The organism is Nocardiopsis akebiae (assembly GCF_018316795.1).
Taxonomy (GTDB): domain Bacteria; phylum Actinomycetota; class Actinomycetes; order Streptosporangiales; family Streptosporangiaceae; genus Nocardiopsis; species Nocardiopsis dassonvillei.
Window position 1 is genome coordinate 2,929,450 of sequence record NZ_CP074132.1, and the last position, 26,128, is coordinate 2,955,577.

General features: G+C 74.2%; 19 protein-coding genes. 13 read left to right on the forward strand and 6 right to left on the reverse strand.

The genetic code is table 11. The annotated features are described in order from the left end of the window. The first annotated feature begins 418 nt into the window (after nt 1-418). The 4 genes from KGD83_RS12560 (at nt 419) to idi (ending at nt 4,849) form a co-directional block, all read left to right on the forward strand. On the forward strand, nt 419-1,822 hold the full coding sequence (locus KGD83_RS12560; RefSeq protein WP_212643933.1) for a family 2B encapsulin nanocompartment shell protein: 1,404 nt from the start codon (nt 419-421) through the stop codon (nt 1,820-1,822). Between the two features lie 52 nt (nt 1,823-1,874). Next, entirely contained in the window at nt 1,875-3,203 is a 1,329-nt protein-coding gene (locus tag KGD83_RS12565; protein WP_212644399.1) for a family 2 encapsulin nanocompartment cargo protein terpene cyclase, read from the forward strand. A 104-nt stretch (nt 3,204-3,307) separates the two neighbouring features. After that, complete coding sequence (locus tag KGD83_RS12570) at nt 3,308-4,168, forward strand: geranyl diphosphate 2-C-methyltransferase (RefSeq protein WP_212643934.1); 861 nt, start codon at nt 3,308-3,310, stop codon at nt 4,166-4,168. A gap of 81 nt (nt 4,169-4,249) precedes the next feature. After that, entirely contained in the window at nt 4,250-4,849 is a 600-nt protein-coding gene (idi, locus tag KGD83_RS12575; RefSeq protein ID WP_212643935.1) for an isopentenyl-diphosphate Delta-isomerase, read from the forward strand. 130 nt (nt 4,850-4,979) lie between these two features. Here the strand turns inward: idi and KGD83_RS12580 are convergent, their stop codons facing one another. Together KGD83_RS12580 and KGD83_RS12585 are read right to left on the reverse strand one after the other, a co-directional pair. Beyond that, nucleotides 4,980-5,795 (reverse strand): metallophosphoesterase family protein, encoded by an 816-nt coding sequence (locus tag KGD83_RS12580; RefSeq protein WP_212643936.1) that lies wholly within the window; start codon nt 5,793-5,795, stop codon nt 4,980-4,982. 87 nt (nt 5,796-5,882) lie between these two features. After that, on the reverse strand, nt 5,883-6,386 hold the full coding sequence (locus KGD83_RS12585) for a DoxX family protein (RefSeq protein ID WP_212643937.1): 504 nt from the start codon (nt 6,384-6,386) through the stop codon (nt 5,883-5,885). Nucleotides 6,387-6,922: 536 nt separating this feature from the next. On the opposite strand from KGD83_RS12585, the gene KGD83_RS12590 reads away from it, so the two are divergent. The 5 genes from KGD83_RS12590 to KGD83_RS12610 all read left to right on the forward strand — a co-directional run bounded on the left by KGD83_RS12590 (nt 6,923) and on the right by KGD83_RS12610 (nt 16,741). Next, complete coding sequence (locus tag KGD83_RS12590) at nt 6,923-8,407, forward strand: sodium/glutamate symporter (RefSeq protein ID WP_212643938.1); 1,485 nt, start codon at nt 6,923-6,925, stop codon at nt 8,405-8,407. A gap of 257 nt (nt 8,408-8,664) precedes the next feature. Continuing rightward, entirely contained in the window at nt 8,665-10,194 is a 1,530-nt protein-coding gene (locus tag KGD83_RS12595) for a TIGR02677 family protein (protein WP_212643939.1), read from the forward strand. After that, nucleotides 10,194-11,675, forward strand: coding sequence for a DUF2398 family protein (locus KGD83_RS12600; protein ID WP_212643940.1), 1,482 nt, complete (start codon nt 10,194-10,196; stop codon nt 11,673-11,675). Before KGD83_RS12595 ends, KGD83_RS12600 begins: the two co-directional genes overlap by 1 nt. After that, complete coding sequence (locus KGD83_RS12605; RefSeq protein WP_212643941.1) at nt 11,675-15,961, forward strand: TIGR02680 family protein; 4,287 nt, start codon at nt 11,675-11,677, stop codon at nt 15,959-15,961. Before KGD83_RS12600 ends, KGD83_RS12605 begins: the two co-directional genes overlap by 1 nt. 147 nt (nt 15,962-16,108) lie before the next feature. Continuing rightward, entirely contained in the window at nt 16,109-16,741 is a 633-nt protein-coding gene (locus KGD83_RS12610; RefSeq protein WP_212643942.1) for a M15 family metallopeptidase, read from the forward strand. A 38-nt stretch (nt 16,742-16,779) separates the two neighbouring features. Here the strand turns inward: KGD83_RS12610 and KGD83_RS12615 are convergent, their stop codons facing one another. Continuing rightward, entirely contained in the window at nt 16,780-17,979 is a 1,200-nt protein-coding gene (locus KGD83_RS12615; RefSeq protein ID WP_212643943.1) for a hypothetical protein, read from the reverse strand. Nucleotides 17,980-18,042: 63 nt separating this feature from the next. Then, a complete protein-coding gene (locus tag KGD83_RS12620) occupies nt 18,043-19,119 on the reverse strand; it encodes a hypothetical protein (RefSeq protein WP_212643944.1) in 1,077 nt (358 codons plus the stop codon). A 147-nt stretch (nt 19,120-19,266) separates the two neighbouring features. On the opposite strand from KGD83_RS12620, the gene KGD83_RS12625 reads away from it, so the two are divergent. Together KGD83_RS12625 and KGD83_RS12630 are read left to right on the forward strand one after the other, a co-directional pair. Next, nucleotides 19,267-19,863, forward strand: a complete 597-nt coding sequence (locus KGD83_RS12625; RefSeq protein ID WP_212643945.1) for a histidine phosphatase family protein — start codon at nt 19,267-19,269, stop codon at nt 19,861-19,863. 134 nt (nt 19,864-19,997) lie between these two features. After that, the gene (locus KGD83_RS12630; protein WP_212643946.1) at nt 19,998-21,371 is read left to right on the forward strand and encodes an SLC13 family permease; all 1,374 of its coding nucleotides are present in this window, start codon (nt 19,998-20,000) and stop codon (nt 21,369-21,371) included. Between the two features lie 172 nt (nt 21,372-21,543). On the opposite strand, the gene KGD83_RS12635 is transcribed toward KGD83_RS12630, so the two are convergent. Then, a complete protein-coding gene (locus tag KGD83_RS12635; protein ID WP_256448853.1) occupies nt 21,544-22,248 on the reverse strand; it encodes a FadR/GntR family transcriptional regulator in 705 nt (234 codons plus the stop codon). Between the two features lie 196 nt (nt 22,249-22,444). Between KGD83_RS12635 and KGD83_RS12640 the strand changes: the two genes are divergently transcribed. Beyond that, on the forward strand, nt 22,445-23,938 hold the full coding sequence (locus KGD83_RS12640; protein WP_212643947.1) for a carboxyl transferase domain-containing protein: 1,494 nt from the start codon (nt 22,445-22,447) through the stop codon (nt 23,936-23,938). Between the two features lie 56 nt (nt 23,939-23,994). After that, complete coding sequence (locus KGD83_RS12645) at nt 23,995-25,197, forward strand: CaiB/BaiF CoA transferase family protein (protein WP_212643948.1); 1,203 nt, start codon at nt 23,995-23,997, stop codon at nt 25,195-25,197. 199 nt (nt 25,198-25,396) lie between these two features. Here KGD83_RS12645 and KGD83_RS28575 read toward each other — a convergent pair whose 3' ends face one another. Continuing rightward, nucleotides 25,397-25,966 (reverse strand): PD-(D/E)XK nuclease family protein, encoded by a 570-nt coding sequence (locus KGD83_RS28575; protein ID WP_249352314.1) that lies wholly within the window; start codon nt 25,964-25,966, stop codon nt 25,397-25,399. Between the last annotated feature and the right edge of the window lie 162 nt (nt 25,967-26,128).

Consider the following 26,128-nt stretch of genomic DNA (forward strand, 5'->3'; position numbering starts at 1 on the left):
GGAATTCACATCACGAAATGTCCTGAATTAGTGGTCTCTGTTCGTGGTTCTGTTCGTGCTCGCCCGGGAGGGGTGCGGGTGTTTTTGGGGTCGTATGCACTGTTCATGGGCTTGTGGTGTGGTCGAGAAGTGCCTTTCGGTGGGGTGTGTGATCCCGGGGCGGGTGGAGGTCGCGCGGATATGGGACAGGGGCTCCCGCGGTCCTGCTGAGAAAAATTCTCATTTACCTGCGAAGGCCGAACGGGCGCTCCTAGGGTGATCAGCGGTTTACGGAGAAAGCCGACCTGTGCGTCAACTGCCCAGGTCGCGCCATGTATCCGAATACGCGCAACCTTTCCCGGCGCGCCCCCGACCGCGGGGCCACCTCCCCCGGCCCCGCGGGACGGGCGCGCCACCACCATGAGGAGAGACACGGCGGATGTCGATCGACTCGGCTCCTGAGGTCCGGAGCAGCAAGCAGCAGAGCCTGGGTACCGCGGCCGCGCGGAACCTGGCGACCACCACCAAGTCCACGCCGCAGATGCAGGGCATCAGCTCCCGCTGGCTCACCCGGATGCTCCCGTGGGTGCACACCGACGGCGGCGCCTACCGGGTCAACCGGCGGCTGACCTACACCGTCGGCGACGGGCGGATCGAGTTCGAGCAGACCGGTGCCCAGGTCAGGGTCATCCCCCACGAACTCGGCGAGCTGGCCCTGCTGCGCGGCTTCGACGACGATGAGGTGCTGGCGGCCCTGGCCGACCGCTTCGTCCAGCGCGACTTCGAGACCGGCCAGGTCCTGGTGGAGGAGGGAACGGCGGTCGACAGCCTGTTCCTGCTGGCCCACGGGCGCGTGCACAAGACCGGTACCGGCCCCTACGGCGAGGCCGTCCGGCTGGGCGTGCTGGCCGACGGCGACAGGTTCGGCGACCAGCACCTGCTCGGCACCGAACCGGCGTGGGAGTACACCGTCAAGGCCGCGACGGCGGGCACGCTGCTGGAGCTGCCCCGCCGCGACTTCATCGCGATCCTGGACGACTCGCCCGCCCTCCAGTCCCACGTCCAGCAGTACCTGTCCCTGCCCGGCGAGCGGCAGAACAAGCACGGCGAGGCCGAGATCGCCCTGTCCTCGGGCCACGTCGGCGAGGCCGAGCTGCCCAGCACCTTCGTGGACTACGAGCTCAGGCCGCGCGAGTACGAGCTGAGCGTGGCCCAGACCGTGCTGCGGGTGCACAGCCGGGTCGCCGACCTCTACAACAAGCCGATGAACCAGACCGAGCAGCAACTGCGGCTGACCATCCAGGCCCTGCGCGAGCGCCAGGAGCACGAACTGGTCAACAACCGCGAGTTCGGCCTGCTCCACAACGCCGAGTTCAAGCAGCGCATCCAGACCCACTCGGGGCCGCCCACCCCCGACGACCTGGACGACCTGCTGAGCATGCGCCGCAACACCCAGTACATGTTCGCCCACCCCCGCGCCATCGCCGCCTTCGGCAAGGAGTGCAACAGCCGGGGCCTCAACATCGGCACCGTCGAGGTCAACGGCCACCACCTGCCCGCCTGGCGCGGCGTGCCGCTCCTGCCCTGCGGCAAGATCCCGGTCACCGAGCACCAGACCTCCTCGATCATCGCGGTCCGCACCGGCGAGGACAACGAGGGCGTCATCGGCCTCTACCAGACCGGCCTGCCCGACGAGGTCGAGCCCGGCCTCAACGCGCGCTTCATGGGCATCGACGACAAGGCGGTCATCTCCTACCTCGTCAGCACCTACTACTCCGCCGCGGTGCTCGTCCCCGACGCCATCGGGATCCTGGAGAACGCCGAGGTCCACCCGCGTGGCTGAGCACCCGACACCGTCAGGGAAGGAGGTCTAGACGGTGCCACCGCTGCCCAGGATGTCCGCCTCCGCCGCCTCTCCCGAGGTGGCGGCCCTGGTGGACCGCCTGCTCCGTGATTCGCGGCGCCCCGGGAGACCGGACCTGCTGGCGTCCGCGGACGCCCCGCGGACGCCTCCCGCGCCCCGGCTGCCCGTGGGCCCCCGCGAGGTCGGCACGTCGGCGCTGCGGCTCCGGCTGCCCGACTCCCACGCCGCCGACCAGAGCCCCGGCTCCCCCGCCGTGCGCACCGGACTCCGCCTCCCCGGCCACCCCGGCGGAGCGGGCGCCCCGGGACCCGCCGCCCCGGCGCCCGAGCGCCCGGGGACCGGCGCCCCGCCGGAGGGCCCGGCCGCCGCCTCCGAACCCGAGGGGCCCGAGGTCGACGGGGAGCGGATCCCGGCGCTGTACTGCCCGCCCGCCGTCCGCGACGACCCCGCCCTGGGGGACGAGGTCGACGACCGGCTGCTGGTGTGGGCCGAGGAGATGGGGGTCTACCCCGGCCAGCTCGACCGGGTCCGCTCGGCCGGGTTCGGACGCCTCATCATGCTCGCCCATCCCGAGACCGACGATCCCGACCGGCTGCTGGCGGCGGCCAAGTGCGCCCTGGCCGAGTGGTCCGTGGACGACCACTACGTCGACGGCGAGGCCGAGGAGGCGCGGCCGGAGCTGCTCGGCCAGCGCCTGGCCATCGCCCACTCGGTCATCGACCAGGCGCACCTGCCGCTGCGCTACGCACCCCAGCTGGAGGAGGTCGTGCGCGCGGACCCCGTGATGCGGGCCCTGCGCTCCAGCCTGGGCGGCCTGGGCCTCTACGCCACCGCCTCGCAGGTGCGCAGGCTCCGCCACGAGCTGGCGATCATGTTCGTGGCCTACAACCAGGAGGGCAACTGGCTGGCCACCGGCCACCGGCCGCCGGTCTGGGAGTTCCTCATGCACCGGCACGAGAACAGCTTCGTGCCGTGCATGGCGCTCATCGACGCGGTCGCCGGGTACGAGCTGCCGCACCAGGCGTTCTCCGAGCCCGGCGTGCGCCGCGTGTTCACCCTGGCGGGCAGCGCGAGCGTGATCGTCAACGACCTGTACTCCATGGGCAAGGAGGACGTCACCGACCTCAGCCTGCCCCGGCTGATCGCCACCGAGGACGGGTGCTCGCTGGGTGAGGCCGTGCGGCGCACCGTCGACATCCACGACGAGCTGATGCACGCCTTCGAGGCCGAGGCCGCGGCCCTGGCGCTCACCGGCTCGCCGGAGCTGCGCCGCTTCCTGTGGGGTCTGTGGGCCTGGCTCGGCGGCAGCCGCGAGTGGCACGCCCGCAGCCCCCGCTACCACGGGGCGGGCACCGACTGAACGGGCCGCGCGCCCGGCGCGGCCCCTCCCTCCGCAGCGGACCGGCCCGGCCCCGAGCCGGGGCCGATCCCGACCGACACACCACGACAAGGAGTTCCTCCGCGATGACCGAGACCCTCAGCCGATCGGCAAACGTCCTGCGCACCGCCTACCAGGAGTCCGTGGCGGCGTACTGGAACGCCGAGAAGGACCCCGTCAACATCCGCCTCGGCGAGGTCGACGGCCTCTACCACCACCACTACGGGATCGGCGACTACGACCCGTCCGTGCTGGAGGGGCCGGAGGAGACCCGCGACGAGCGCATCATCCAGGAGATGCACCGCCTGGAGACCGCGCAGGCCAACGTGCTGCTGGACCACCTGGGCCCGGTCGCGCCCGACGACCGGATCATGGACACCGGCTCCGGCCGCGGCGGCACCAGCTTCATGGCCAACCAGCGCTTCGGCTGCCACGTGGACGGCATCAGCATCTCCGAGCAGCAGGTCGCCTTCGCCAACGGCCAGGCCGAGGAGCGGGGCGTGTCCGACCGCGTGCGCTTCCACTTCCGCAACATGCTCGACACCGGCTTCGAGACGGGCTCCCTGCGAGCCAGCTGGAACAACGAGTCCACCATGTACGTGGACCTGTTCGAGCTCTTCCGCGAGCACGCCCGCCTGCTGGAGTACGGCGGCCGCTACGTCACCATCACCGGCTGCTACAACGACGTGACCGGCGGCCGTTCCAAGGCGGTCAGCCGCATCGACGAGCACTACACCTGCAACATCCACCCCCGGAGCGAGTACTTCCGGGCGATGGCCGACAACGGACTCGTCCCCATGGAGGTCGTGGACCTCACCGCCGCCACGATCCCCTACTGGGAGCTGCGCGCGAAGTCCTCCGTGGCCACCGGCATCGAGGAGCCCTTCCTCACCGCCTACAAGGAGAACAGCTTCCACTACCTGCTCATCGCGGCCGACCGCGTCTGAACCTCCCGAGGGGCGGCGCGGGCACCGGCCGCGCCGCCCCTCCGAGCGCCCGCACCCCGACGCCGAACACGAAGGACACCGATGACCGCCAGAACGGACACCGACCACCGCTCCGCCGCCGGCCAGGACGACCCCGCCGCGCGGCCGGTCATGCTCGAACTGGTCGACGAGGACGGGACGACGATCGGCACCGCGGAGAAGCTCTCCGCCCACCTGCCCCCCGGGCGGCTGCACCGGGCCTTCTCGGTCTTCCTGCTGGACGGGAGCGGCCGCCTGCTGCTCCAGCGCCGCGCCCTGGGCAAGTACCACTCTCCCGGCGTGTGGTCCAACACCTGCTGCGGCCACCCCTACCCCGGCGAGACGCCCTTCGCGGCCGCCGCCCGGCGCACCGGCGAGGAGCTGGGCGCGGCCCCCGTGTTGATGCGCGAGGCCGGAACCGTGCGCTACAACCACCCCGACCCGGTCTCCGGGCTGGTGGAGCAGGAGTACAACCACCTCTTCGTCGGCCTGGTGCGCGACGACCTGCGCCCCGACCCCGGGGAGATAGCCGGGACCGCGTTCGTGGACCCGGACGGACTCGCGCGGCTGCGCGGGGAGCACCCGGTATCGGCGTGGTTCGCGACCGTGTTCGACGCCGCGCTGCCAGCGGTGCGCGGGCTGGCGCCCGACGCGGGCTGGTAGTCCCGGCCGCCGCGGGCCGTGTTCCGGCCCGGTGCCGCAGGGGAGTCCGGGCGCGGGGTTCCGGCACCGGGGCCGCTGGTCGGGCGCCGACGGCCGACCGACGGAGCGCCCCGCCGTCGCGCCCCGCCGCCTACAGGATGCGGCGCGGACCCTCGGGCGGGTGCGGACGGGCGCCCCACTCACGGGGGTAGCCCAGCGAGACCTCCACGTGGGGCACGCCGTCGACCACGATCGTGCGCGGGATGTGCAGGTGCCCGTAGACCACGGCGCGCGCCCGGTAGCGCACGTGCCAGTCCGCGGTGGCCTCGGTCCCGCACCACTGGGCGAACTCGGGGTGGCGCAGGATCCGGGTGGGTTCGCGCACAAGCGGGAAGTGGTTGACCAGCACGGTCGGCAGGTCCGCGTCCAGCGCGTCCAGCCGCTCGCGCGTGTACTCCAGGCGGGCGCGGCACCAGGCGTCGCGCCCGGGATGGGGGTCGGGGTGCAGCAGGTACTCGTCGGTGCACACCACGCCCGTCTCGTGGGCGACCGCCAGCGCCTCCTCCTTGGTGCGCGTCCCCTCGGGCCGGAAGGTGTGGTCGTACAGGACGAACAGGGGGGCCACCGCGACCGGCCCCCCGGGTCCCGGCCACACCGGGTAGGGGTCCTCGGGGGTGTGCACGCCCAGTCCGCGCAGGCCCTCGACCAGGTGCCGGTAGCGCGCCTCCCCGCGCAGCTGGACGGGGTCCTTGGGCGTGGTCCACAGTTCGTGGTTGCCCGGAACCCAGACCACGGTGGCGAACCGGTCGGCCAGCAGCTCCATCGCCCAGAGCACGTCCTCGCCGGTCTCGGCGACGTCCCCGGCCACCAGGAGCCAGTCGTCGTCGGACTCCGGTCGCAGACCCTCGGTGAAGGCGCGGTTGTCACCGTGCCGTACGTGCAGGTCGCTGATGGCGAACAGGCCCATCCCACCGTCTCCCCGTGTCGGCACCGGTCCGCGGCCACCCTACACAGGAACGGGCGAGGACCCTGCCGTGCGGTGCCGCCGGGCGGCTCACGCGGCGGTCCCGGCGCGGGGCGCCCGCGCGGGGGCGCCCGGATCCCCGCTCCGCCGGGCACGCAGCTGGTGGACCAGCACGGCGAGCGTCGCGGCCAGGAACACCGCCTGCACGGCGGTGCGCACCGGCAGGCTCTCGGTCGTTCCGGCGACGGTCCCGGCGGTGATCGCGTACACGTTGGCCGGGAACACGGCCACCAGCAGGGCGCTGAGCCCGGCCGCGGCCCAGGGCGAGGTGCGTGCCCACAGGACCCCCGCCGCCCCGGCCAGTTCGAGGACGCCCGTGACGGTGACCAGCAGGGCGGGGGCGGGCAGCTCGGGCGGGACCATCGCGATCATGTCCTCGCGCATCCCCACGAAGTGCGACACCCCGGTCAGGGTGAACACGGCCGCGATCCCGCCCCGCAGGGCCAGCGGCCAGGAGCGCAGCGGACGCACGCCCGCCGCGCCGAGGACGAGCAGCAGCGCCGTGACGCCGACGAGGGCGATGAGCGGTTCCATGGTGCTTCCTCCCGGTCCGTTCTCCCGTCCAGTGATCTTTCCGCTGGAAATATTCCTCCTGCCGACGGAACTTGTCAATGGAAAGATGGAAGGGCGGTGACGGACGGGGCTCCCGGCCGTCCGCGGATCCCGCGTGACACTTCCCATCCCGGCGGCGGACCGCCGGACGGAGCGGCTCGGATAGGGCGGGCCGAGCCCCGACGGCGGAACTCCCGCCTCCCCGGTCGCCGCAGACCCGCCCGTGAACCGCGTTCGGGTCCTGCGGCGGGCGGGAGCGCCGGCGGCCCCGGTCGCCGCGGCCCGCGCGGTGCGGTCGGACCCGTGCATCGCCTCCGCTCCGGTCACGTTGAGTCCGTGTTCGACACCACTACGGCGTGTGTAGGATGCCGCGGGTGATCGTGACGAAACGGTCACCCGAGCCGTGGCGTCCTCCCCCCTACCTCCCCGCCACGGCGCCGAGCCGAGGAGTGCCGCCCCCGACCCGCTCGCGTCCGGGTGCGCACGCGCTCGCGGAACCGACACACGAGAGGTAGAGGATGAGCCCTGAGACCGTCGGCCTCGCACTCCTGCTGCTGGGAGTGCTGCTGCTGACAGCGAAGCTGGTACGGGTCGGGTGGAAGCTGACGCAGAGGCTCTACCTGCCCGCGTCGATCATCGGCGGCGGTGTCGCCCTCCTCCTGGGCCCCGACGTGTTCGGGCGGCTCATGGGCTGGCTGGCCGACCGGGGCGTCGGTGGAGGCTTCGCCGAGCGCGCGGCCGAGGGCGGACTCTTCGGCACCGACGTGATGGCCGTCTGGTCGGCCCTGCCCGGCCTGCTGATCTCGGTGGTCTTCGCCAGCCTCTTCCTCGGCAAGCCCCTGCCGCGCTTGCGCGAGGCCGCCTCCCTGGCGGGTCCCAACCTCGCCTTCGGCGTCACCATGGCCAGCGGCCAGTACGTGATCGGCCTGGTGCTCGCCCTGCTGGTGCTCGCACCCCTGTTCGGCGTGCCGGTCATCTCCGGGGCCCTGATCGAGATCGGCTTCCTCGGCGGGCACGGGACCGCGGCGGGGCTGGGCGACACCTTCGAGCAGGCGGGCTGGGCCGCGGGGCAGGACCTGGCCCTGGGCATGGCCACCGTCGGACTGCTGTCGGGGATCATCGTCGGCATCGTCCTCATCAACTGGGGCGTGCGCCGCGGCAAGTCCAACGTGATCAGCGACGACGCGCGCGGCAGCGACACCGAGCAGGCCGGGCTGGTCGAACCCGGCAAGCGCTCGGCGGGCTCGACCATGACCGTCCACCCCTCGTCCATGGACCCCATGACGCTCCACTTCGGGTTGGTCGCCCTCGCCGTGCTGATCGGCCAGCTCATCCTCATGGGTTTGCAGTGGCTGGAACGGATGCTCTGGGCCGAGACCATCGAGATCATGGCCTACGTGCCGCTGTTCCCGCTGGCCATGATCGGCGGCATCGTCCTCCAGGTGTTCATCGACCGCTTCGACCGCAACGACGTGGTGGACCACGGGACCGTCGAGCGGATCCAGGGCCTGTCGCTGGACGTGCTCATCATCGCCGCGATGGCCACCCTCTCGCTCCAGGCCATCGCCGACAACCTCGCCGCCTTCGCCGTCCTCGCCGTGGCGGGCGTCCTGTGGTCGCTGTGCGGCTTCCTGTTCCTGGCGCCGCGGATGATGCCCGGCCACTGGTTCGAACGTGGCATCGGCGAGTTCGGCCAGTCCCTCGGCGTCACCGCCACGGGCCTGGTGCTGATGCGCGTCGTCGACCCGGAGATGAAGTCGCCCGCCTACCCGGCGTTCGGCTACAAGCAGCTGATCTTCGAACCGTTCTTCGGGGGCGGCCTGGTCACCGCGGCCGCCATCCCGCTGATCATCAGCCCGCAGGTGGGAGCGGTGGGCTTCCTGGCGATCATGGCCGTGGTCCTGGCGGCCAGCCTCGCCACGGGCCTGTTCGTGCTCCGTCGCGGGTCGCGCGGGGCCGTCGCCACCGGACGGGGGGCCGAGGAGGCCGAGACGGTGTCCTGACCCGGCTCACGCGCCCGCCGGTCCGGCCACGGCGGGGCGGGACGCGGGACCCAGCGGTCAGGAGCGGTCCGGTGCTCCGGTGACGCGACGCGGTCCGGGCGCCGGACGCGGCTTTCGCCGGGGCGCCGGGCCTCCTCCCGGACCGGGCCTGTGGAAAACGGGTGTACCGTCCCTTCGGTCACCTAGCGTTAGTGATGGAGGCGCGACCGGCCCGAGGTCCGCCCCGGCAACGCGCACACCGAACGAAGGGGCGGCCCGTGGTCGAACGCAGAGCCCTCGACATGGACTCGCTCGCGGTCAGCGACCGGTTCCGTCTGTTCAACTTCACCCGTCGAGACGACCACGTCACCTACCTGTGGATCCTGCGGGCCATGGACCGCCTGCGCGAGGTCCACCAGGTCCAGGTGGCCCCCGACGACGTCGCCGAGGCCCTGCGCGAGCTCGCCCGTTCCCACGACGGGGTGCCCGTGCCCGACCGGAGCCTGCGCGACCGCCTGGACGAGCTGCACGCCGACCGCGTCGTGCACCGCTTCGACGACGCCTCGCGGGCGGGCAACCTGGCCCGCTACCGCAACCGCCAGTCGGTCTACCAGTTCAGTGAGCTCGGCTACCGCGCCTACCAGTCGGTCGAGAGCCTGCTCGGCGCCCGCATCGAGGACGTCAACCTGTCCCGGCTGGTCTTCTCCGAGGTCCTGGACGACCTGCGCGCCCTGGCCGAGGCCAACCGCACCGGCCGGGCCGAACAGGTCTACCGCAGGCTCGCGCGCCTGGACGCGGTCATGGAGGACATGGGGCGCCGCTCCGCCCAGTTCCACGTCACCCTCGGTGAGATCCTGCGCTCCACCGACACCTCCCCGGACATCTTCCTGCGCCACAAGAACGCCCTGCTGGTGCACATGAGCGACTTCATGGCCGAACTCGACCGCTACCTGCCCCGCCTGGACCGCGCCGTGCGCGAGGTGGAGGAGACCGGGCTGGCCACGCTGCTCTCCCGCGCCGCCGACTCCGACGAGCGCCTGTTCATGGAGCGCGACGAGCGCCTGGCCGACTGGCGGCGCCGCTGGCGGGCCCTGCGCGCCTGGTTCGCCTCCGACGACGCCATCCCCGCGCGGGCCGCCGAACTCCACGCGGCCACCCGGTCGGCCGTCTCGGGCGTCATCGCCCTGCTGCGCCAGATCACCGAGGCCCAGCGCGGCGGGGTCAACCGCTCCACCCAGCTGCGCCACCTCGCCGAGTGGGTGTTCCACACCCCCGACGACGGCGCCGCGCACGCCCTGATGGGCGCCGCCTTCAACGTCCGCTCCGCCCGCCACCTGGGCGCTGCCCACGACGACGAGGAACAGATCCCGCCCAACACGACCTGGTGGGACGCCCCCGGCGTTGAGGTGTCGGTCACCCTGTTCCGCAGCGGCAACGCCCCCAACGCGGGCGTGCCCAAGCCGGTGCGGCGCAACCCCGGCGCCCAGGCGCGCCTGCGTGGACAGCAGGCCGCCGGCCGGGCCGCCGAGCGCGAGGCCGCGGCCCGCCTGGTCGATCTGGGCGCCCACGGACGGGTCCTGGACGAGACCGACACCCGCGTCCTGCTGCGCCTGGTCACCCGCGCACTGGAGTCGCGCAGCGTCGTCGCCGGACGCCTGTCCTCGGCCAGCGGCGAGGGCGACGGCACCATGGTCCGCCTGGTCCCCGACCCGGCGGGCAGCACCGTCCACACCAGCCAGGGCCGCATCCACCTGCCGGGCCTGCGCCTGGAGGCCACCGGCCACCGGCCCCGAACGAAGAACACCTGATGCCCCGACTCTTCGCCCGCACGGTCGCACCCGCCGACCTGGGCTCCTACCAGCAGGCCATGCGCCGTGTCCTGACCTGCGACCTCATCACCGCCGCGCGCCCGCGTCCCGGAGTCCTGGACCAGGTGCTGCGCTGGGCCGACGAACTCGCCTCCGACCTGGAGCGGCTCTTCGGCTACACCCTGGTCGCCACCACCGACCACGTGCGCCTGGTCCGCGAACTCGACGCCCTGGACCCCACCCAGCGCCAGACCTTCTCGCGCCGGGGCAAACCCTTCGACCGGCGCAGACTCGCCTACCTGTGCCTGGTGCTGGCCGCCTTCCAGCGCTCCCAGATCGAGATCAGCCTCGCCGACCTGGTCGCCCGGTTCACCCCCGCGGCCAACGCCGTCGGCGGGCTGGGCTACGACCCCACCGACGGCGCCCACAAGGCCGCGCTGGTCGACGTCGCCCACTGGCTGGTGGACCGCGGTGCGCTCCACCTGTCCGACGGCTCCCTGGAGGCGTGGGCGGCGGGCGGCGAGCAGGGCGACGCCCTGTTCGACATCGACCACGAGGTGTGCGAGCTGCTGTTCCGTCCGGCGCGCCCGGTCCAGCACCTGGGCAGCGTCGCCGGGCTGCTCGCCGACCCGCTCACCGGGGCATCGCCGCGCGAGCAGGCGGCCCGGCGGGCGCGGCGGCTCCTGGTGGAGCGGCCGGTCGTGTACTACGCCGACGTCGAACCGGCCGTGGCCGCGGTACTGCGCGGCCGGGGCGTGGCCGAGGACCTGGCCCGCGCCACCGGGCTGAGCGTGGAGCGCCGCGCCGAGGGAGTCCTGCTGGCCGACCCGGCGGGCACCTTCACCGACCGGCCGTTCCCGGGCCGGGGCGGGGCGGTCAACCGCACCGCCGGGCTGCTGCTGGCCAAGGTGGCCGACCTGCTGGAGACCTCCCTGGCCGCGCTGGTCCGGCTCCAGGTGCCCCCGCACGCCGACGACCAGGCCGAACTCGTCCGGCTCGTGGACGCCGGTCTGCCCCGCGACGGCGTCGTGGCCGACCTGGCCTGGACGCTGGAGCCCGCCGGGGAGCGGGAGGAGGCCGCGGCGCTGCTGGAGGTCCCCCTGGTCGAACGCGGACGCTGGGAGACCATGATCCACGAGCTCTACGCGGAGTTCGGCGCCGCCTCCTTCGGCGGAGCCTGGCAGCAGGACCCCTACGGCCTGCTGGACGCCGCCCTGACCCTGCTCGCCGAGCTCTCCCTCATCCGGCCGGTCCCCGGCGGCGCCCTGGTGCTCCCCGCCGCCTCCCGCTACCGAAACATCCAGGGCGCGCTGCCCGAGCGCGCCGACGGGGGACAACTGCCCCTGGGACTGACCGAACCCCCGCCGGAGGAGCGGGGTCCCACCGGGGCAGCCGACACCGAGGGCACCGCGGACGCCTCCTCCGACACCCCGCCCGACCCCGCCCCCGCAGCCGCCTCCACCTTCGCGGAAGGAAAGTAATGCCCCCCAGGAGCGACCGATTCCGGCCCAGCCGCGCCGGCGTGATCAACGTCTGGGACTACGTCGACGAGGAGTTCGTGTTCGCCGACGGGCGCCTCGTCCTGCGCGGACACAACGGCTCGGGCAAGACCAAGGCGCTGGAGGTCCTCTTCCCGTTCATCCTGGACGGGTACACCGACGCCCGCCGCCTGGACCCCTTCAGCGGCCAGAACCGCACCATGAAGTCCAACCTGCTCTACCGCGGCCAGGACTCCGAGTACGGGTACGTGTGGATGGAGTTCGCCCGCACCGGCGCGGAGTGGGAGGGGACCGAGACGGTCACCCTGGTCATCGGCCTGCGCGCGCACCGCCACCGCGACGGCGTGACCCCCTCCTTCTTCGTCACCGACCAGCGCCTGGGCGTGGACTTCGGCCTGCTCGCCACCGACGGCCGTCCGCTCACCGAGCGCCAGCTCAAGGGGGTGCTCGGCGAGGACGCCTTCCGCTCCACCGCGGCCGACTACCGCCGCGCCGTGGACGCGCGCCTGTTCGGCCTGGGCGAGCGCTACGTCCAGCTCCTCGACCTGCTCCTGGCGCTGCGCCGCCCCCTGCTGGCCAAGGACCTGGACCCCGAGAAGGTCTCCGAGACCCTCACCAGCGGCCTGAGCCCCCTGGACGAGCAACTCGTCGACCAGGCCGCCCGCGACTTCACCAACCTGGCCGCCGTCCAGCGCCGCTTCGACCAGGCCACTACAGCGCACACCGCGACCACGGCCTTCGTCGGGGAGTACGCCGCCTACCTCACCGCCCACGCCCGCCACCGCCTGGCCCGCGTGCACACCGCCGCCGGCCAGACCGCCGAGCAGGCCCGCGCCATCGCCGAGGCCCGCGACACCCGCGAGCGGGCCACGCTCACGCACGCGGCCGCCACCGACCGGGCCGGGGAGCACGAAGCCCGAATCCGCCGGCTCGCCGCGCGCAGGACCGGACTGGAGGCGAACGAGGCCTTCCGCAGCCACGCCGCCCTGGAGATCGAACGCGCGCACAGCGCCGAGAACGCCCGAGCCCTGGCCGAACAGCGGGCCAGACTGGACGACCAGGCCGGGGAGGTCACCGCCCTGCACCGCGAGGCCGACCGGGTCGCCGCCGACCTCGAACACGGGCGGGCACACGCCGCCGAACTGGCCGCGGAACTGGCCGAGAACGCCGCCCAGGCCGGGCTCGACCACGACGGGGAGGGCCCCGCCGACACCGGCGACGACCTGTCCGCCACCGCGCGGGCGCGCGCGACCGCCCGCCGCGCCGACGTGGCCGCGGTCCGCGAGCGCCTCGCCGAACTCGCCCGCGCCGAGACCGCGCGCGGCGCGGCCGAACGGGCCGCCGCCCAGGCCGAGGACAGACTCGGACGCGGCGAGGCGGAGTGCGCCCGCGCCGCCGACGACCTGGCCGCGGCCCGCGCCACCGCCGCCGAGGCCCTCACCGCCTGGGCCGCGCACTGGGTCGGGGGCCCCGCACCGGTCACCGACGACGCCTGCGTCGCGGCCCTGACCGGGGCACTGGAGGGCGTCGGCCGCCCCGGCACCCCCACGGTGTCGGAGGTCTACGGCGAGCACACCGACCAGCAGCGCCTGGACGCCGCCGCGCACACGCGCACCCTGGAGACCGACCGGGACCGGCTCGGCGCCGAGATCGACCGCCTCACCCGCGAGCGCGCGGACATCGCCGCCGAACGCGACGACGCCCCGCCCGCCGACGCGCTGCGCACCGCCTCCCGCGAGGGGCGTCCCGGCGCTCCGCTGTGGCAGCTAGTCCGCTTCGCCGACGCGGTGGGCGAGGGCGAGGCCGCCGCCGTCGAGGGCGCCCTGTACGGCACGGGCCTGCTCACCGCCTGGGTGCACCCCGACGCCGACGCCACCCGCGCCGCGCTCGCCTCGGGCGGGGCCGACGCCTACCTGATGCCCGCCGAGGCTACGGCCGCGCCCGAGGGCGCCACCCTGGCCGACGTGCTGGTGCCCGAGCAGCAGGACCTGGTCCCCGAGCACGTCATCGCCCGCGTCCTGGCGTCGGTGCGCCTGGTCCACGACAGCGATGCCCCGACCGGCTTCGCGGACGCCGTCCAGTCCCCCGGGGCGGCCGGTGCCGGGGGCGCCGGGGGAGCGGCGGCGCACACCGTCAGCACCGGCGCGCGGTTCGCCCAGGGGGTGCTGGTGGGCGTCAGCCCCAAGGCCGCCCCCGAGTTCATCGGCGCCACCAACCGCGCCCACCGCCGCCGCGAACGCCTGGCCGAGTGCGACGCGCGCATCGCCGAACTCGACGAGCGGCGCGCGCGGGTCGCCGAACAGCTCGACCGGGCGGGCGAACTCCTCAAGGCCTTCACCCGGGCCCGCGCCGCCCTGCCCGAGACCGCCGCGATCGACCGGGCCGTGCGCCGGGTCGAGCAGCAGTCCACCCTCCTGGCCTCGGCGCGGGCCGAGAGCGAGGAGCGCCGCCGCGACCTGGACGCCGCGGTCGCCGAGGCCGACGCCCACCGCCACCAGGTGCGCGCGGTGGCCGCCGAACGCGCCATGCCCGCCCAGCCCGAGGCGGTGGACGCCGTCGCCCGCGCCGTGGACGACTTCCTGGAGACCGCGCGCCGACTGCACGCCGCCCGCGCCGGGGTAGACCGGTACACCACCGACCTGGAGGGCCGGAAGGAGACCCTGGACCGCCTGCGCGCACGGCTGGAGGAGGACCGCGAACGCCACGAGGAGCGCACCCGCGAGCACGAGCGCGCCGCGGCCGAGCTGGCCGCCAAGCAGGAGGGCATCGACGCCCCGGTCCGCGAGCTGATGGCCGAGCTCGAACAGGTCAAGGGGGAGCTGCACCGGGCGCGTGAGGAGCACCAGGCCGCCCAGAAGGAGGCCGCGGCCGCCAACGAGGCCATGATCCGCGCCGACGAGAAGCTGGAGGGCGGGCAGCGGGCCCTCACCGACTCCCTCGCCGCTCTGTTCGAACAGGCCGAGGCCTTCGCCGCCCTCACCCATCCCGACCTGCGCGCCACCCTGGGCGTGGACACCGCGCACGCCTGGCCGGACCGGCGCTCCTGGCCGGCTCCCGGGGAGGCCGCCGAACAGGTCCTGGCCGCGGCCTCGGACGACCCGCAGGCCGCCGTGCGCGCGGTCCTGCCCGGCCACGCCGGGCAGCTGCTCGACGCGTTCACCGCCGTCGTCGGCTCCGGGGCCCCGGTCACCGACGGCGACCTCAAGACCGTCTCCACGCGCATCTCCAACGCACTGCGCACCTTCCAGGACACCCTGGGCGGCGACGCCGAGGGCTACCGGGTCGACCACGAACTCGGGGTCAGCGGCGTCATCACCGTGTTCGTCAACGACGAGACCGGCCGCAACCCCGTCTCCGCCTTCGCCCGCGTCATCGCCGAACGCGTCGAGGAGCAGGGCGCGCTCCTGCGGGAGGAGGAGCGCGGGGTTCTGGAGGACGAACTGCTCACCGGCATCGCCCAGCAGATCCACGAGCGGGTGCGGGTGGCCCGCGACCTGGTCGTCAGAATGGACGGCGACACCCGTTCGCGGCCCATGTCCTCGGGCACCCGGATCGGCATCCGCTGGAGCCGCTCGGACCGCGTCACCGAGCACCAGGCCGCCGCCGCCCGCCTGGTCCGGCGCGACACCGACGAGCTGGGCGCCTCGGGGCTGACCCGGTTGCGCGAGGTCCTGCGGGAGATGATCCGCGAGCACCACGCCGCCCACCCGCGCGCCACCTACAAGCAGGTCCTGTCGGCGGTGCTGGACTACCGCACCTGGTACCGCTTCGAGCTGCGCCTGGCAGTGCCGGGCCAGGAGGAGGTCAAGCTCACCAGGAACAAGCACGAGCAGATGTCGGGCGGTGAGAAGTCCGCCGCGATCCACCTGCCGCTGTTCGCCGCCGCCAACGCCCTGTACACCTCGGCCGCGCCCACCTGTCCCCGGATGGTGGCCCTGGACGAGGCCTTCGCCGGGATCGACGACCGCTACAAGCCCGAGCTCATGGGGCTGACGGTCACCTTCGATTTGGACATGTTCATGACCGGGCACGACCTGTGGGTGCACTACGACAGCGTGCCCATGGCCGCCCACTACGACATGCACCACGACAAGGGGGCGCACACCGTCTCGGCGATGCTCATGCTCTGGGACGGCGCCCAGACCGTCGACGCCGACGCCGGGTTCTCCGGCAACGAGGAGCTGGCCGCTCGGCTGCTGGGCATCACACCCAGCCGGTTCGCCCCGCTGTCCTCGGCCGGAACCCTGCTGGAGGACGCCGACGCCTGAGCGGTCCCGGCACGGCCCCGGCGGCCTCCTGCCGAAGGCCCGCCGCGGCCGTGCCGGGAAACGACACATCCGTGCAACACCGCTCGTACTTCACTCGGGGGGACGAGGACCCCACACATCGCGCAGGCGATGCCCGGAAGGTGAAGGATGCGCGCAGTGACGAAGCGGGAGACGCCGGAGGCCCTCCCCGCCGGGGACGCGGACGGGCGTCCCCGCCGACCGCTCGGCCGCGGGCGGCGTCCCTGGTACCGGCTGGCCGCGGCCCTGGGAGCCGCGGCGGCCCTCGCGCTGGCGGCCTGGTCGGTGAACGCGCTGGCGCCGGAACGGGAGGAGAGGACCTTCACCGCTGAGGACGGCGCCCTTCCGGACGACCTGTCGGTCACCGCCTTCGACACGCACTACCCCTCGATCGCCCGCGTGGACCGCGCGCTGCTGGAGGCCGTGCAGGAGGCGTCCAGGGACGCCCTGGAGGACGGGATCGTCCTCCACGTCACGTCGGGCTGGCGCAGCGGGGAGTACCAGCGGCACCTGCTCGACCGGGCCGTCCTCGACCACGGGTCGCGAGAGGAGGCCAGGAGGCTGGTCAGCACCCCGGAGGAGTCCAGGCACGTGACCGGGGAGGCGATCGACATCGGCCCCACCGACGCCGCCGACTGGCTCATCCGCCGCGGTTCGGCCTACGGGCTGTGCCAGGTCTACGCCAACGAGATGTGGCACTTCGAACTGCTCACCGAACCCGGCGGGGACTGCCCCGCCATGCTGTCCGACGCCGCCGGTTAGGGGCCGGGCGGGGCGCCGCGCCCCGCCCGCGCGCCGGATCAGCCCTCCGCCGGGCCGCCCGGCCCCGAGCGCAGCCCGAAGGGCACGCCGAAACCGGTCAGCCAGCCCTCCTCGGCCAGCAGGCGGAACGCCTCTTGGGTGACGTCGTGGTCGGGCGCCTGGCGCGGCGGCCACCCGAACGCCCCGGCCACCGCCGACCAGCTGGGGCCGTGTCCGTGCTCCTCCCGGTAGCCGTCCACCCAGCGGGCCACCCGCTGCCCGCGGCCCGAGACCAGCTCACGGGCGCGGTCGGCCACGGGCACGTCCAGCGGCGTGGTCGCCGGTGCGGTGCCCGGCGGCGTCGGCTCGGGGAGGGGCACGTAGGCCAGCGGCAGGGTGACCTCGGTGAGGCCGGCCACCACGGCGCCGCCGTCCACGCCCAAGCCCTCGACCCAGGAGATCTCCGTCAGCCACGCCAGCAGTTCCGCCAGCTCGTCGGTGCCGGACAGGGCGCAGGAGGTCACGATGTCCGCGGCCGGGACGCGGATTCGGCCGTCGGGCTCGGCCCACAGGGCGAGGTAGGCCCCTACGAGGCGGAGCCGGTTGGGCTTCTTGCGCATCTTCTTGTGGGCGAGGGTGCGCGAGAGCCAGCCCGAGGCCCGCGACCGGACGCCGTTGCCCAGCTTCCAGGTGTTGCCGTCCAGGCTCGGCAGGTCGCACCGGGCCGGGTTCGCTGCGTCGGACCCCATCACCGTCTCCGGCGTCGTGCCCAGCCATCCCGAGGAGGTCAGGTCGCTCAGCGCGGCGTGGGCGTCCTCCAGGCGCAGGATGCGCAGGTCCTGGGCGGTGAAGTTCGCCCAGCCCTTCAGCGCGCCCCGCAGGGTGAAGGTGAGGGCGAGCAGGCGGCTGTCGGGGGAGGAGCCCGCGCCCTCGGATGCCACGCGCTCCCACAGCTCGCGGAAGAACTCCGCGTGGTGGGGGCCCATCCGCGGCACGCGCCTGCGGTCGGCCGGGATCTTCTCCTGGGGCCTGCGCCTGGCCTCCTCCAGCGCGCGCTTCCTCGCCTTCTTGGCCTTCTTGGCCTCGGAGTTGGTCAGCCGCTCGGGCGCGCCCCCCGGCGGCACGCTGATGCCCTGCTCCTTGCAGCGCGCGCACTCCATGGCCGCGGCCAGGTCCTCGTTGGGCCGGTGGAAACGGGGCTGGGGGATCTCGTCGGGAAGAGGGTCCCGCACGTCGCTGGTGGCGGTGTGCTGCGTCATGGTCAGGAGCGTAGCGACGAAAGCTCCCCCGTGTCCGGCGTCCGGCGGATTCACGCCCCGGGCTCACCAGGAGCGCAGTTCGAAGGCGGCCGACCCCGGCCCGGTGCAGCCGTGCGGGCGCCAGGAGGCGCCGCCGACGGTCGCCCAGCGGCAGGCCATGCCGCCGACGCCGACCGGCGCGGAGAAGAGCTCCTCGGTCCCGGGGGTGAGCCGGGGGCGCGCCGTCAGCAGCGTCGAGGCCACGGGCACGGCCCGCGAGCACGGCATGGTCCAGGACACGGTGACCACCCACCACCGGCCCCCCTCCTCGCCCACCCGGCCGCAGACGGGCGTGACCAGCTGTTCGGTGCGGCCGGGCCACCACGGGCCCGCGCCGTCCGCGCTTGGCCCGGAAACGGCGGTCCGGGGAACGGGCGGGTCGGCGGGGCGGTCCAGCAGGGTCGGCTCCAGCTCCAGGCGGGCCCCGGGCACGGTGAACTCCACGCGGGCGGGCAGGCCGTCCCCGGTCAGCTCCACGCGGCCGGTGCCCTCCCGGGGCAGGACGCGGCCCAGGTCCAGGTCCCAGGCGACCAGGTCGCCCTCCAGGACCGGACCGGCGTCCGCGTCCGTTCTGGGAGCGCTCCCGGACGAAACCCGCGCCAGGCCCGGGTCCGCGGCCAGCGATGTCAGCAGACCGGAGAGCAGCCCGGGTCCGTAGTCCTCGGCCGGGAACAGGGCGGCCCGCTCCCGGGGCCCGGCGTCGGCGAGGAGTTCCTCGACGGCCGCGGAGCCGCCCGGTTCGACGTGGAGGAAGGGGCCGTCACCGTTGACGATGAGGCCGTACCCCAGGTCCGCGTCCTCCGGCTCGATGCCCAGGGCGCCGCTGACCGCCGTGTAGCGCAGGGTGAAGCGGGTCGCGCCCTCGGGCCACACCTGGTGGACGGCGTCCGCGCCGGCCCCCTCGTCGCCGCTCCCGGCGGGGGTTCGGGCGACCCGCACGACCAGGCCGGGGCTCGCCTCGACCGCGGCCGCCGCCCGCAGCAGCGCCTCGGCCGGATCCTCGCGCGGGTGGGCGTCGTACACCAGGTAACCGCCCGCGACGGCGAGCGCCGTGCCCACGGCGGCGCTGACGGCGGCGATCGCCCTGGTGGGCTTCCTCATCCGGACATCGTGCTCGAAACGGGTGGGGCTGTCAAAGGTGGCCGTCCGCCGCGTTCCCCGTGCTCCGCCTGGTCGGGAGGCCGCGGGCGGACCTGCCCCGGCCGGGCGGAGGAGTTTCCCGCCCTCTCCCGGGGCAGGAAGAGGGCCATGGGCGACATGGTGCTGATCAGGCACGGACAGACCGAGTGGAGCCGTACGCGGCGCCACACCGGACTCACCGACATCCCCCTGACCGAGGAGGGGGAGCGGCAGGCGCGGGCGCTGCGCCCGCTGCTGGCCGCGCGCGAGGTCGGCCGGGTGGTGACCAGCCCGCTGCGGCGGGCCGCGCGTACCGCCGAACTGGCCGGGCTGCGCGTGAGCGAGACCGACCCCGACCTGACCGAGTGGGACTACGGCGGCTACGAGGGGATCACCACCGCCGACATCCAGGTCGGGCGTCCCGGCTGGTACCTGTGGCACGACGGGATCGTGCCGGGCGGCCCGGGGCACCCGGGGGAGAGCGTGGAACAGGTCGGGGAGCGCGTCGACCGGGTCCTGGGCCGGCTGACACCCCTGCTCGACGGCGGGGGAGGGGCCGACGTGGTGCTGGTGGCGCACAGCCACGTCCTGCGGGTGCTCACCGCGCGCTGGCTGGGCCTGCCGCCCGCCGAGGGGGCGCTGTTCCGGCTGGAGACGGCCACGGTGAGCACGCTGGGCCGCGAACACGGCCGTCCCGTGCTCACCTCGTGGAACGTACCGACCTGAGCGGAGGGCCCCAGACGCCGGGACCGGGAATCCTGCGGTCGGAGGACTTGACAGAAGTCACAAAGGCCTATTGGCTAGGCCACTGGGCTTATGGCCCAGATCACAGCCCCAACTGTCCCTCTGATCGGTATGTCATGACCCCTCAGCTTCTCACCATCCTCGTCCTCTTGGCGATGTTCGTCATCGCCACCGTCCTGCCGATCAACATCGGCGCGCTGGCCTTCGTCGCGGCCTTCATGGTCGGACTCCTGGTCCTCGGGATGGACGCCGACGCGGTCCTCGGCGGGTTCCCCGCCGACCTGTTCCTCACCCTGGTGGGCGTCACCTACCTCTTCGCCATCGCGAAGAACAACGGGACGATCGACCTGCTCGTACGCGGCGCCACCCGCATGGTCGGCGGCCGGGTCGCCGCGATCCCGTGGATCATGTTCGGCATCTCCGCCGTGCTGACGGGTGTGGGCGCGCTCGGACCGGCGGCCGTGGCGATCGTCGCGCCGATCGCGCTGAGCTTCGCCGCCCGGTACCGGATCAACCCGCTGCTGATGGGCATGATGGTGGTCCACGGCGCCCAGGGAGGCGGGTTCTCCCCGGTCAGCGTCTACGGCGTGACGGTGAACGGCATCGTCGCCGACAGCGGGCTCTCGGTCTCCCCCATCACGCTGTTCCTCGGCAGCCTGGTCTTCAACCTGGGCATCGCGTTGATCCTGTTCGTCTCGCTGGGCGGCAACCGCCTCTTCGGCGTCCGCGCGCACGAGGCCGAGGCCGTCACCGAGGCCGCCCGCACCTCCGGCGGCTCGGAGCCCGGATCGGTCGCGCTGGCCACCGGCGGCCCCGCCGGCGGCCCCGCCGCGAGCGGGACGGCCGACGGCGCGGCGGCCGGGAGCGGCGGTGCCGCTCAAGAGAGCGCCCCGGTCCGGTTCGAACAGATCGCCACCCTGGTGGGCATCGTCGCGCTGGGCGTCCTGGCCCTGGGCGTTGGTCTGGACGTCGGCTTCGTCGCCCTGACCGTCAGCGTGGTGCTGGCGCTGATCGCGCCGCAGTCGCAGAAGGACGTGCTCTCCCAGATCAGCTGGTCCACGGTCCTGCTGATCACCGGCATGCTGACCTTCGTCGGCATCATGGAGAGCGCGGGGACCATCGAGTACGTCGGCGACGGGGCGGCCAGCCTGGGCGCCCCGCTCCTGGTGGCGCTGCTGCTGTGCTACATCGGCGCCGTGGTGTCGGCCTTCGCCTCCTCGACCGCGATCCTGGGCGCGACCATTCCGCTGGCCATCCCGTTCCTGCTCATGGGCGACATCAGTGCGACCGGCGTGATCGTGGCCCTGGCGATCTCCTCCACCATCGTCGACGTCAGCCCCTTCTCCACCAACGGCGCACTGGTGCTGGCCAACGCGACCGGGGTGGACCCGTCCCGCTTCTACCGCCAGATGCTGGTCTACAGCGGCATCGTGGTCGTGGTGGGCCCGCTGGTCGCCTGGGGTGTGCTGGTGGTGCCGGGACTGCTGTGACGGCAGTGCCTTTGAAGGGCAGTCGGGGCCGCTCGGCGGCTCCGGGAACGCGGGGGTCCGGTTCGTTTTCCGGACCCCTCCGCGCCCGCCGACGCACGTCTCCGCCGCCCCGTGGCGGGGGCGGCTGGGCCCAACCGGTTCGAAGACCAGGCCTTTGGGCCACTGAGCCGGTTCAGGGGGTGACCGGGGCGTCCCCGTTGACGGCCGAGACCAGCAGGAGGTGGTCGCGCATCGCGTCGGCGGCCGCCTTGGGGTCGCCCGAGCGGATGGCCGAGGCGATGCGCTCGTGCCCGTCGAGCGAGGCCCGGGGCCGGTCCGGCTGCGACAGCGACTCCAGGCGGGTCTCCCGGATCATCGGGGCGATCTCGTTCATCATCCGCGCCAGCAGGCGCGAGCGCGCGGCCGTGGTGATCGCCGCGTGGAAGCGCTCGTCGCCGGTGACACCGCGGTCGCCGTTGGCCACCTCCTGACGCATCAGCTCCAGAGCGGCGTCGATCGCGACCAGGTCCTCGGGCGTGCGGCGCGCGGCGGCCAGCTCCGTCAGCTTGACCTCCAGCGCCTGACGGGCCTCGATGATCTCCGCGCGCCGGTTGGCCCGGTCGCGCAGGAGGGCGAGAACCCCCTGCTCGGAGACGGTCTGGCGGATGATCGCGCCGTCTCCGTGCCGCACCTCGATGACCCCCTGGACCTCCAGCGCCACCAGTGCCTGGCTCACCGAGGCCCGGCTCACCTCCAGCGCGACGGCCAGCTCGCGCTCGGGCGGCAGGCGGTCGCCCACGCCCAGACCGGCGTCCCGCATGTGTTCCACGAGGCGCTCCACGAGCTGCTCGTACAGGCGCGGGCGCGCCGGGGGCCGGGGTCGGGGCTTGGTAGGCACGCTCGCTGGCTCCTGATCCTCGGATCTGACTGTGGTGAGGGACTTCCAGGCTAGAGCATCCGGTCGGCGGGCCCCCGGGACCGGCGCATCGGACGTCCCGCGGTCGGGTGCGCCTGGGGCTTCACAAAACGTGTGGTTTCGTGCCACCCTGACGTGAGGCCTAGTGGCCTAGCCACTGAACCATTTGGAGGTTGCTGTGGAGACCCGCGACACCGCCCGGGAGCTTTTGGACCGCACGCTCGACGCGGGAACCCACGTCTCCTGGGACGAGGCGCCCCTGGACGTGGACCCCGACCCCGCCTACGCCGACGCGCTCACCAGGGCGCGGGCCGCCACCGGATGCGACGAGGCGGTCCTGACGGGGGAGGGGCGGCTGCACGGCCGCCGCGTCGCCGTCGTGGCCAGCGAGTTCGGCTTCCTCGCCGGGTCCGTGGGGCTCGCCGCCGCCGGGCGCGTCGTCGCCGCCGTCGAACGCGCCACAGCCGAGCGGCTCCCCCTGCTGGCCGCCCCGGCCTCGGGCGGCACCCGCATGCAGGAGGGCACCCCCGCCTTCGTGGCCATGGCGGCGATCACCGCCGCCGTCACCGCGCACAAGGCCGCCGGGCTGCCCTACCTCGTCTACCTGCGCCACCCCACCACCGGAGGCGTCCTGGCCTCGTGGGGATCGCTCGGCCACCTCACCGCCGCCGAACCCGGGGCGCTCGTCGGCTTCCTGGGCCCCCGCGTCTACGAGGCGCTGCACGGCGCGCCGTTCCCCGGGGGCGTCCAGCGGGCGGAGAACCTCCAGCGGCACGGCCTCGTCGACGCCGTCCTGCCCCCCGACCAGCTCAGGGACGCCGCCGGGCTCGCCCTCGCCGTCCTGCTCGACCGCCCGGCCGCCGCCGCGACTCCGCCGCCGCCCGCCGAACCCGACTCCACCGCCCCCGTCTGGGACTCGGTGACCCGCTCCCGCCGCAAGGAGCGCCCCGGCGTGCGCGAACTCCTGCGGCACGCGGCCAGCCACGTGGTGCGCCTGCGCGGCAGCGGAGAGGGAGAGGCCTCCCCCGCCCTGGTCACCGCGCTGGCCCGGTTCGGCGGCAGGCCCTGCGTCCTGGTCGGCCAGGACCGCTCCCGCCAGAGCGCCGAACAGCCCATGGGCCCGGACGCGCTGCGCGAGGCCCGCCGGGGCATGCGCCTGGCCGCCGAACTGCGGCTGCCCCTGGTCACCGTCATCGACACCCCCGGCGCCGCGCTCTCCGCCGAAGCCGAGGAGAGGGGGACGGCCGGTCAGATCGCCCGCTGCCTGGCCGAGATGACCTCCCTGGCCGCCCCCACCGTCTCGGTCCTGCTGGGGCAGGGCACCGGCGGGGGCGCGATCGCGCTCCTGCCCGCCGACCGCGTCCTGTGCGCCGAGCACGCCTGGCTCGCCCCGCTGCCGCCCGAGGGGGCCAGCGCGATCGTCCACCGCACCCCCGACCGCGCCGGGGAACTGGCCCGGGCCCAGGGCATCGGCTCCGCCGACCTGCGCGCGCGCGGACTCGTGGACCGGGTGGTCCCCGAGTTCGGTGACGCCGCCGACGAGGACGGCGCGTTCTGCGCGCGCATGGGGGAGGCGATCGCCCGCGAACTCGCCGCGGTGCAGCCGCACGGGGGCGCCGAACCACCCGCCGGACGCGCCGCGCGCTACCGCCGCCTGTGCGCCGCGGGCTGAGCGCGCCGCCAGGACACGAACACCGGATCAGTACCGATCACCAGGAGGTAGGGAACGTGGACCGCTCGCAAGGGCCGCTCAAGGGGATCGTGGTCATCGACCTGTCACGGGCGCTGGCCGGGCCGCACGCGGCCATGCTGCTGGGAGACCTCGGCGCGCGGGTGATCAAGGTCGAGCAGCCCGGCAGGGGGGACGAGACGCGCGGGTGGGGCCCGCCGTTCGTCGGGCCGGAGGAGGAGCGCGTCAGCACCTACTTCCTGTCCTGCAACCGCAACAAGGAGTCCATCGAACTGGACCTGAAGTCCGAGGACGGCGCGGAGCAGCTGACCCGGCTCGTGCGCGCCGCCGACGTCCTGGTGGAGAACTTCCGCCCCGGCGTCCTGGACCGGCTCGGGTTCCCCGCCAGCCGCCTGGAGGAGCTCAACCCCCGCCTGGTGGTCTGCTCCATCAGCGGGTTCGGGCACGACGGACCCGAGGGCGGACGTGCGGGCTACGACCAGATCGCCCAGGGCGAGGCCGGTCTGATGAGCCTGACCGGCCCCTCTCCCAAGGAACCGACCAAGACGGGCGTGGCCATCGGCGACCTGCTCGCGGGGATGAACGGCGCCCAGGGGGTGCTCGCCGCGCTCCTGGAGCGCGAGCGCACCGGGCGCGGCCGGGTGGTGCGCACCTCGCTGCTGTCCTCGATCGTGGGCGTGCACGCCTTCCAGGGAACCCGGTGGACGGTCGGGCGCGAGGTGCCCACCGCCCTGGGCAACCAGCACCCCTCCATCGCCCCCTACGGCGCCTTCGCCTGCATGGACGGCGTGCTACAGGTGGCGGTGGGCGGCGAGGCGCAGTGGGAGCGCTTCGCCGGACTGCTCGGCCTGGACCCCCGCGACCCCAGGTTCGCCGACAACGCCTCCCGGGTGGAGCACCGCGAGGAGCTGATCGCCGAGGTGGAGGCGGTGCTGGGCCAGGGCACGCGCGACGAGTGGCTGCGCCGGATCGGTGAGGTGGGGGTGCCCTGCGGCGCGGTGCGCACCATCGACCAGGTCTACGAGTGGGAGCAGACCCGCTCCCAGGGGTTGCTGCTGGAGGTGGAGCACCCGGTGCTCGGCCCGATCGAGCTGCCCGGGTCCGCGCTGCGCTTCGACCCCGCGGCCGACGAGACGCCGCAGCCCCCCGGGACGGGCCACCTGCCGCCGCCCGCCCTGGGCGAGCACAACGACGCGGTGCGGGCCTGGCTCGACGAGGTCGAGGCCCGACCGGCCGGATAGACCGCGCACCCACCACCGCGACAGCCATGCGGACGGCCGCGCCGGAGCCCTCGGGCATCGGCGCGGCCGTCCGGCGTCGGTGCGCATGGCCGACCACATCGTCGTGCTCGACCGGGCGGGGCTGTGGAACAGGGCGGCCGCACCGAGCTGTGGCCGCAGACGGCCTCTACCGGGAGCTGTGGCAGCCCCAGGCCAGCGCCTACCGCTTCGTTGAGGAGGGCGAACCGGCGGCCTGACCCCGGGGAGGGGCGCGCACGGGCCCGCCAGCGGCACCGCCCCGCCGGTCCCGGGCCCGTGCGCCCGGGCCGTGCAGGGTGTCGGGAACGCCGGTCGCCGGGCACCAGCGCCGGTAGGGGCAGTCCAGGCAGCCCTCGCCCGGAGTCGGCGGGTGGGAGGTGTCGCCGTGCCAGGGTCCGGCGAGTTCGCGCACCACCCGCCGGGCCGTGGCCCGCACCCGCGCCGACCCCGGGTCCAGCGACCGTACGGACGCGCCCCGGGGACCGAGGACCTCCAGTTCCACGGCCGAGTCCGGGCCCGCGGGCAGGGCGCCACAGGCGAAGAGCCCCACCGCCAGGGCCAGCCGGGGCTCCGCCGCCAGCAGCGCCTCCTCGCTCCCGAAGAGCGCGCCTCCAGCGGGGGCGGGGGCGGTGCCCCCGTCCCGGCAAGCAGCGTTCCCGTCCGGTGGAGGCGCGCTCTCTGCCCGAGGCGGCGCAACGACTTCCGGAGCGGGCCGGTTCCCGTCCCCCAGGAGGCCGTTCCCGCCCGGCAAGGGCCCGCCGCCGTTCGCTGGGCCCGCGCTCCCGGCTCCGAGCAAGGTGTTTCCGGCCGGGAAGAGCGCGCCGTCGTCCGAGGAGGGCGTACCTTCGCATGAAGCGGGTGTGTCGCCGCCCGGCGGGAGCGCGTCTCCCCTTCCGGGGGGTGCGTTCGCGCC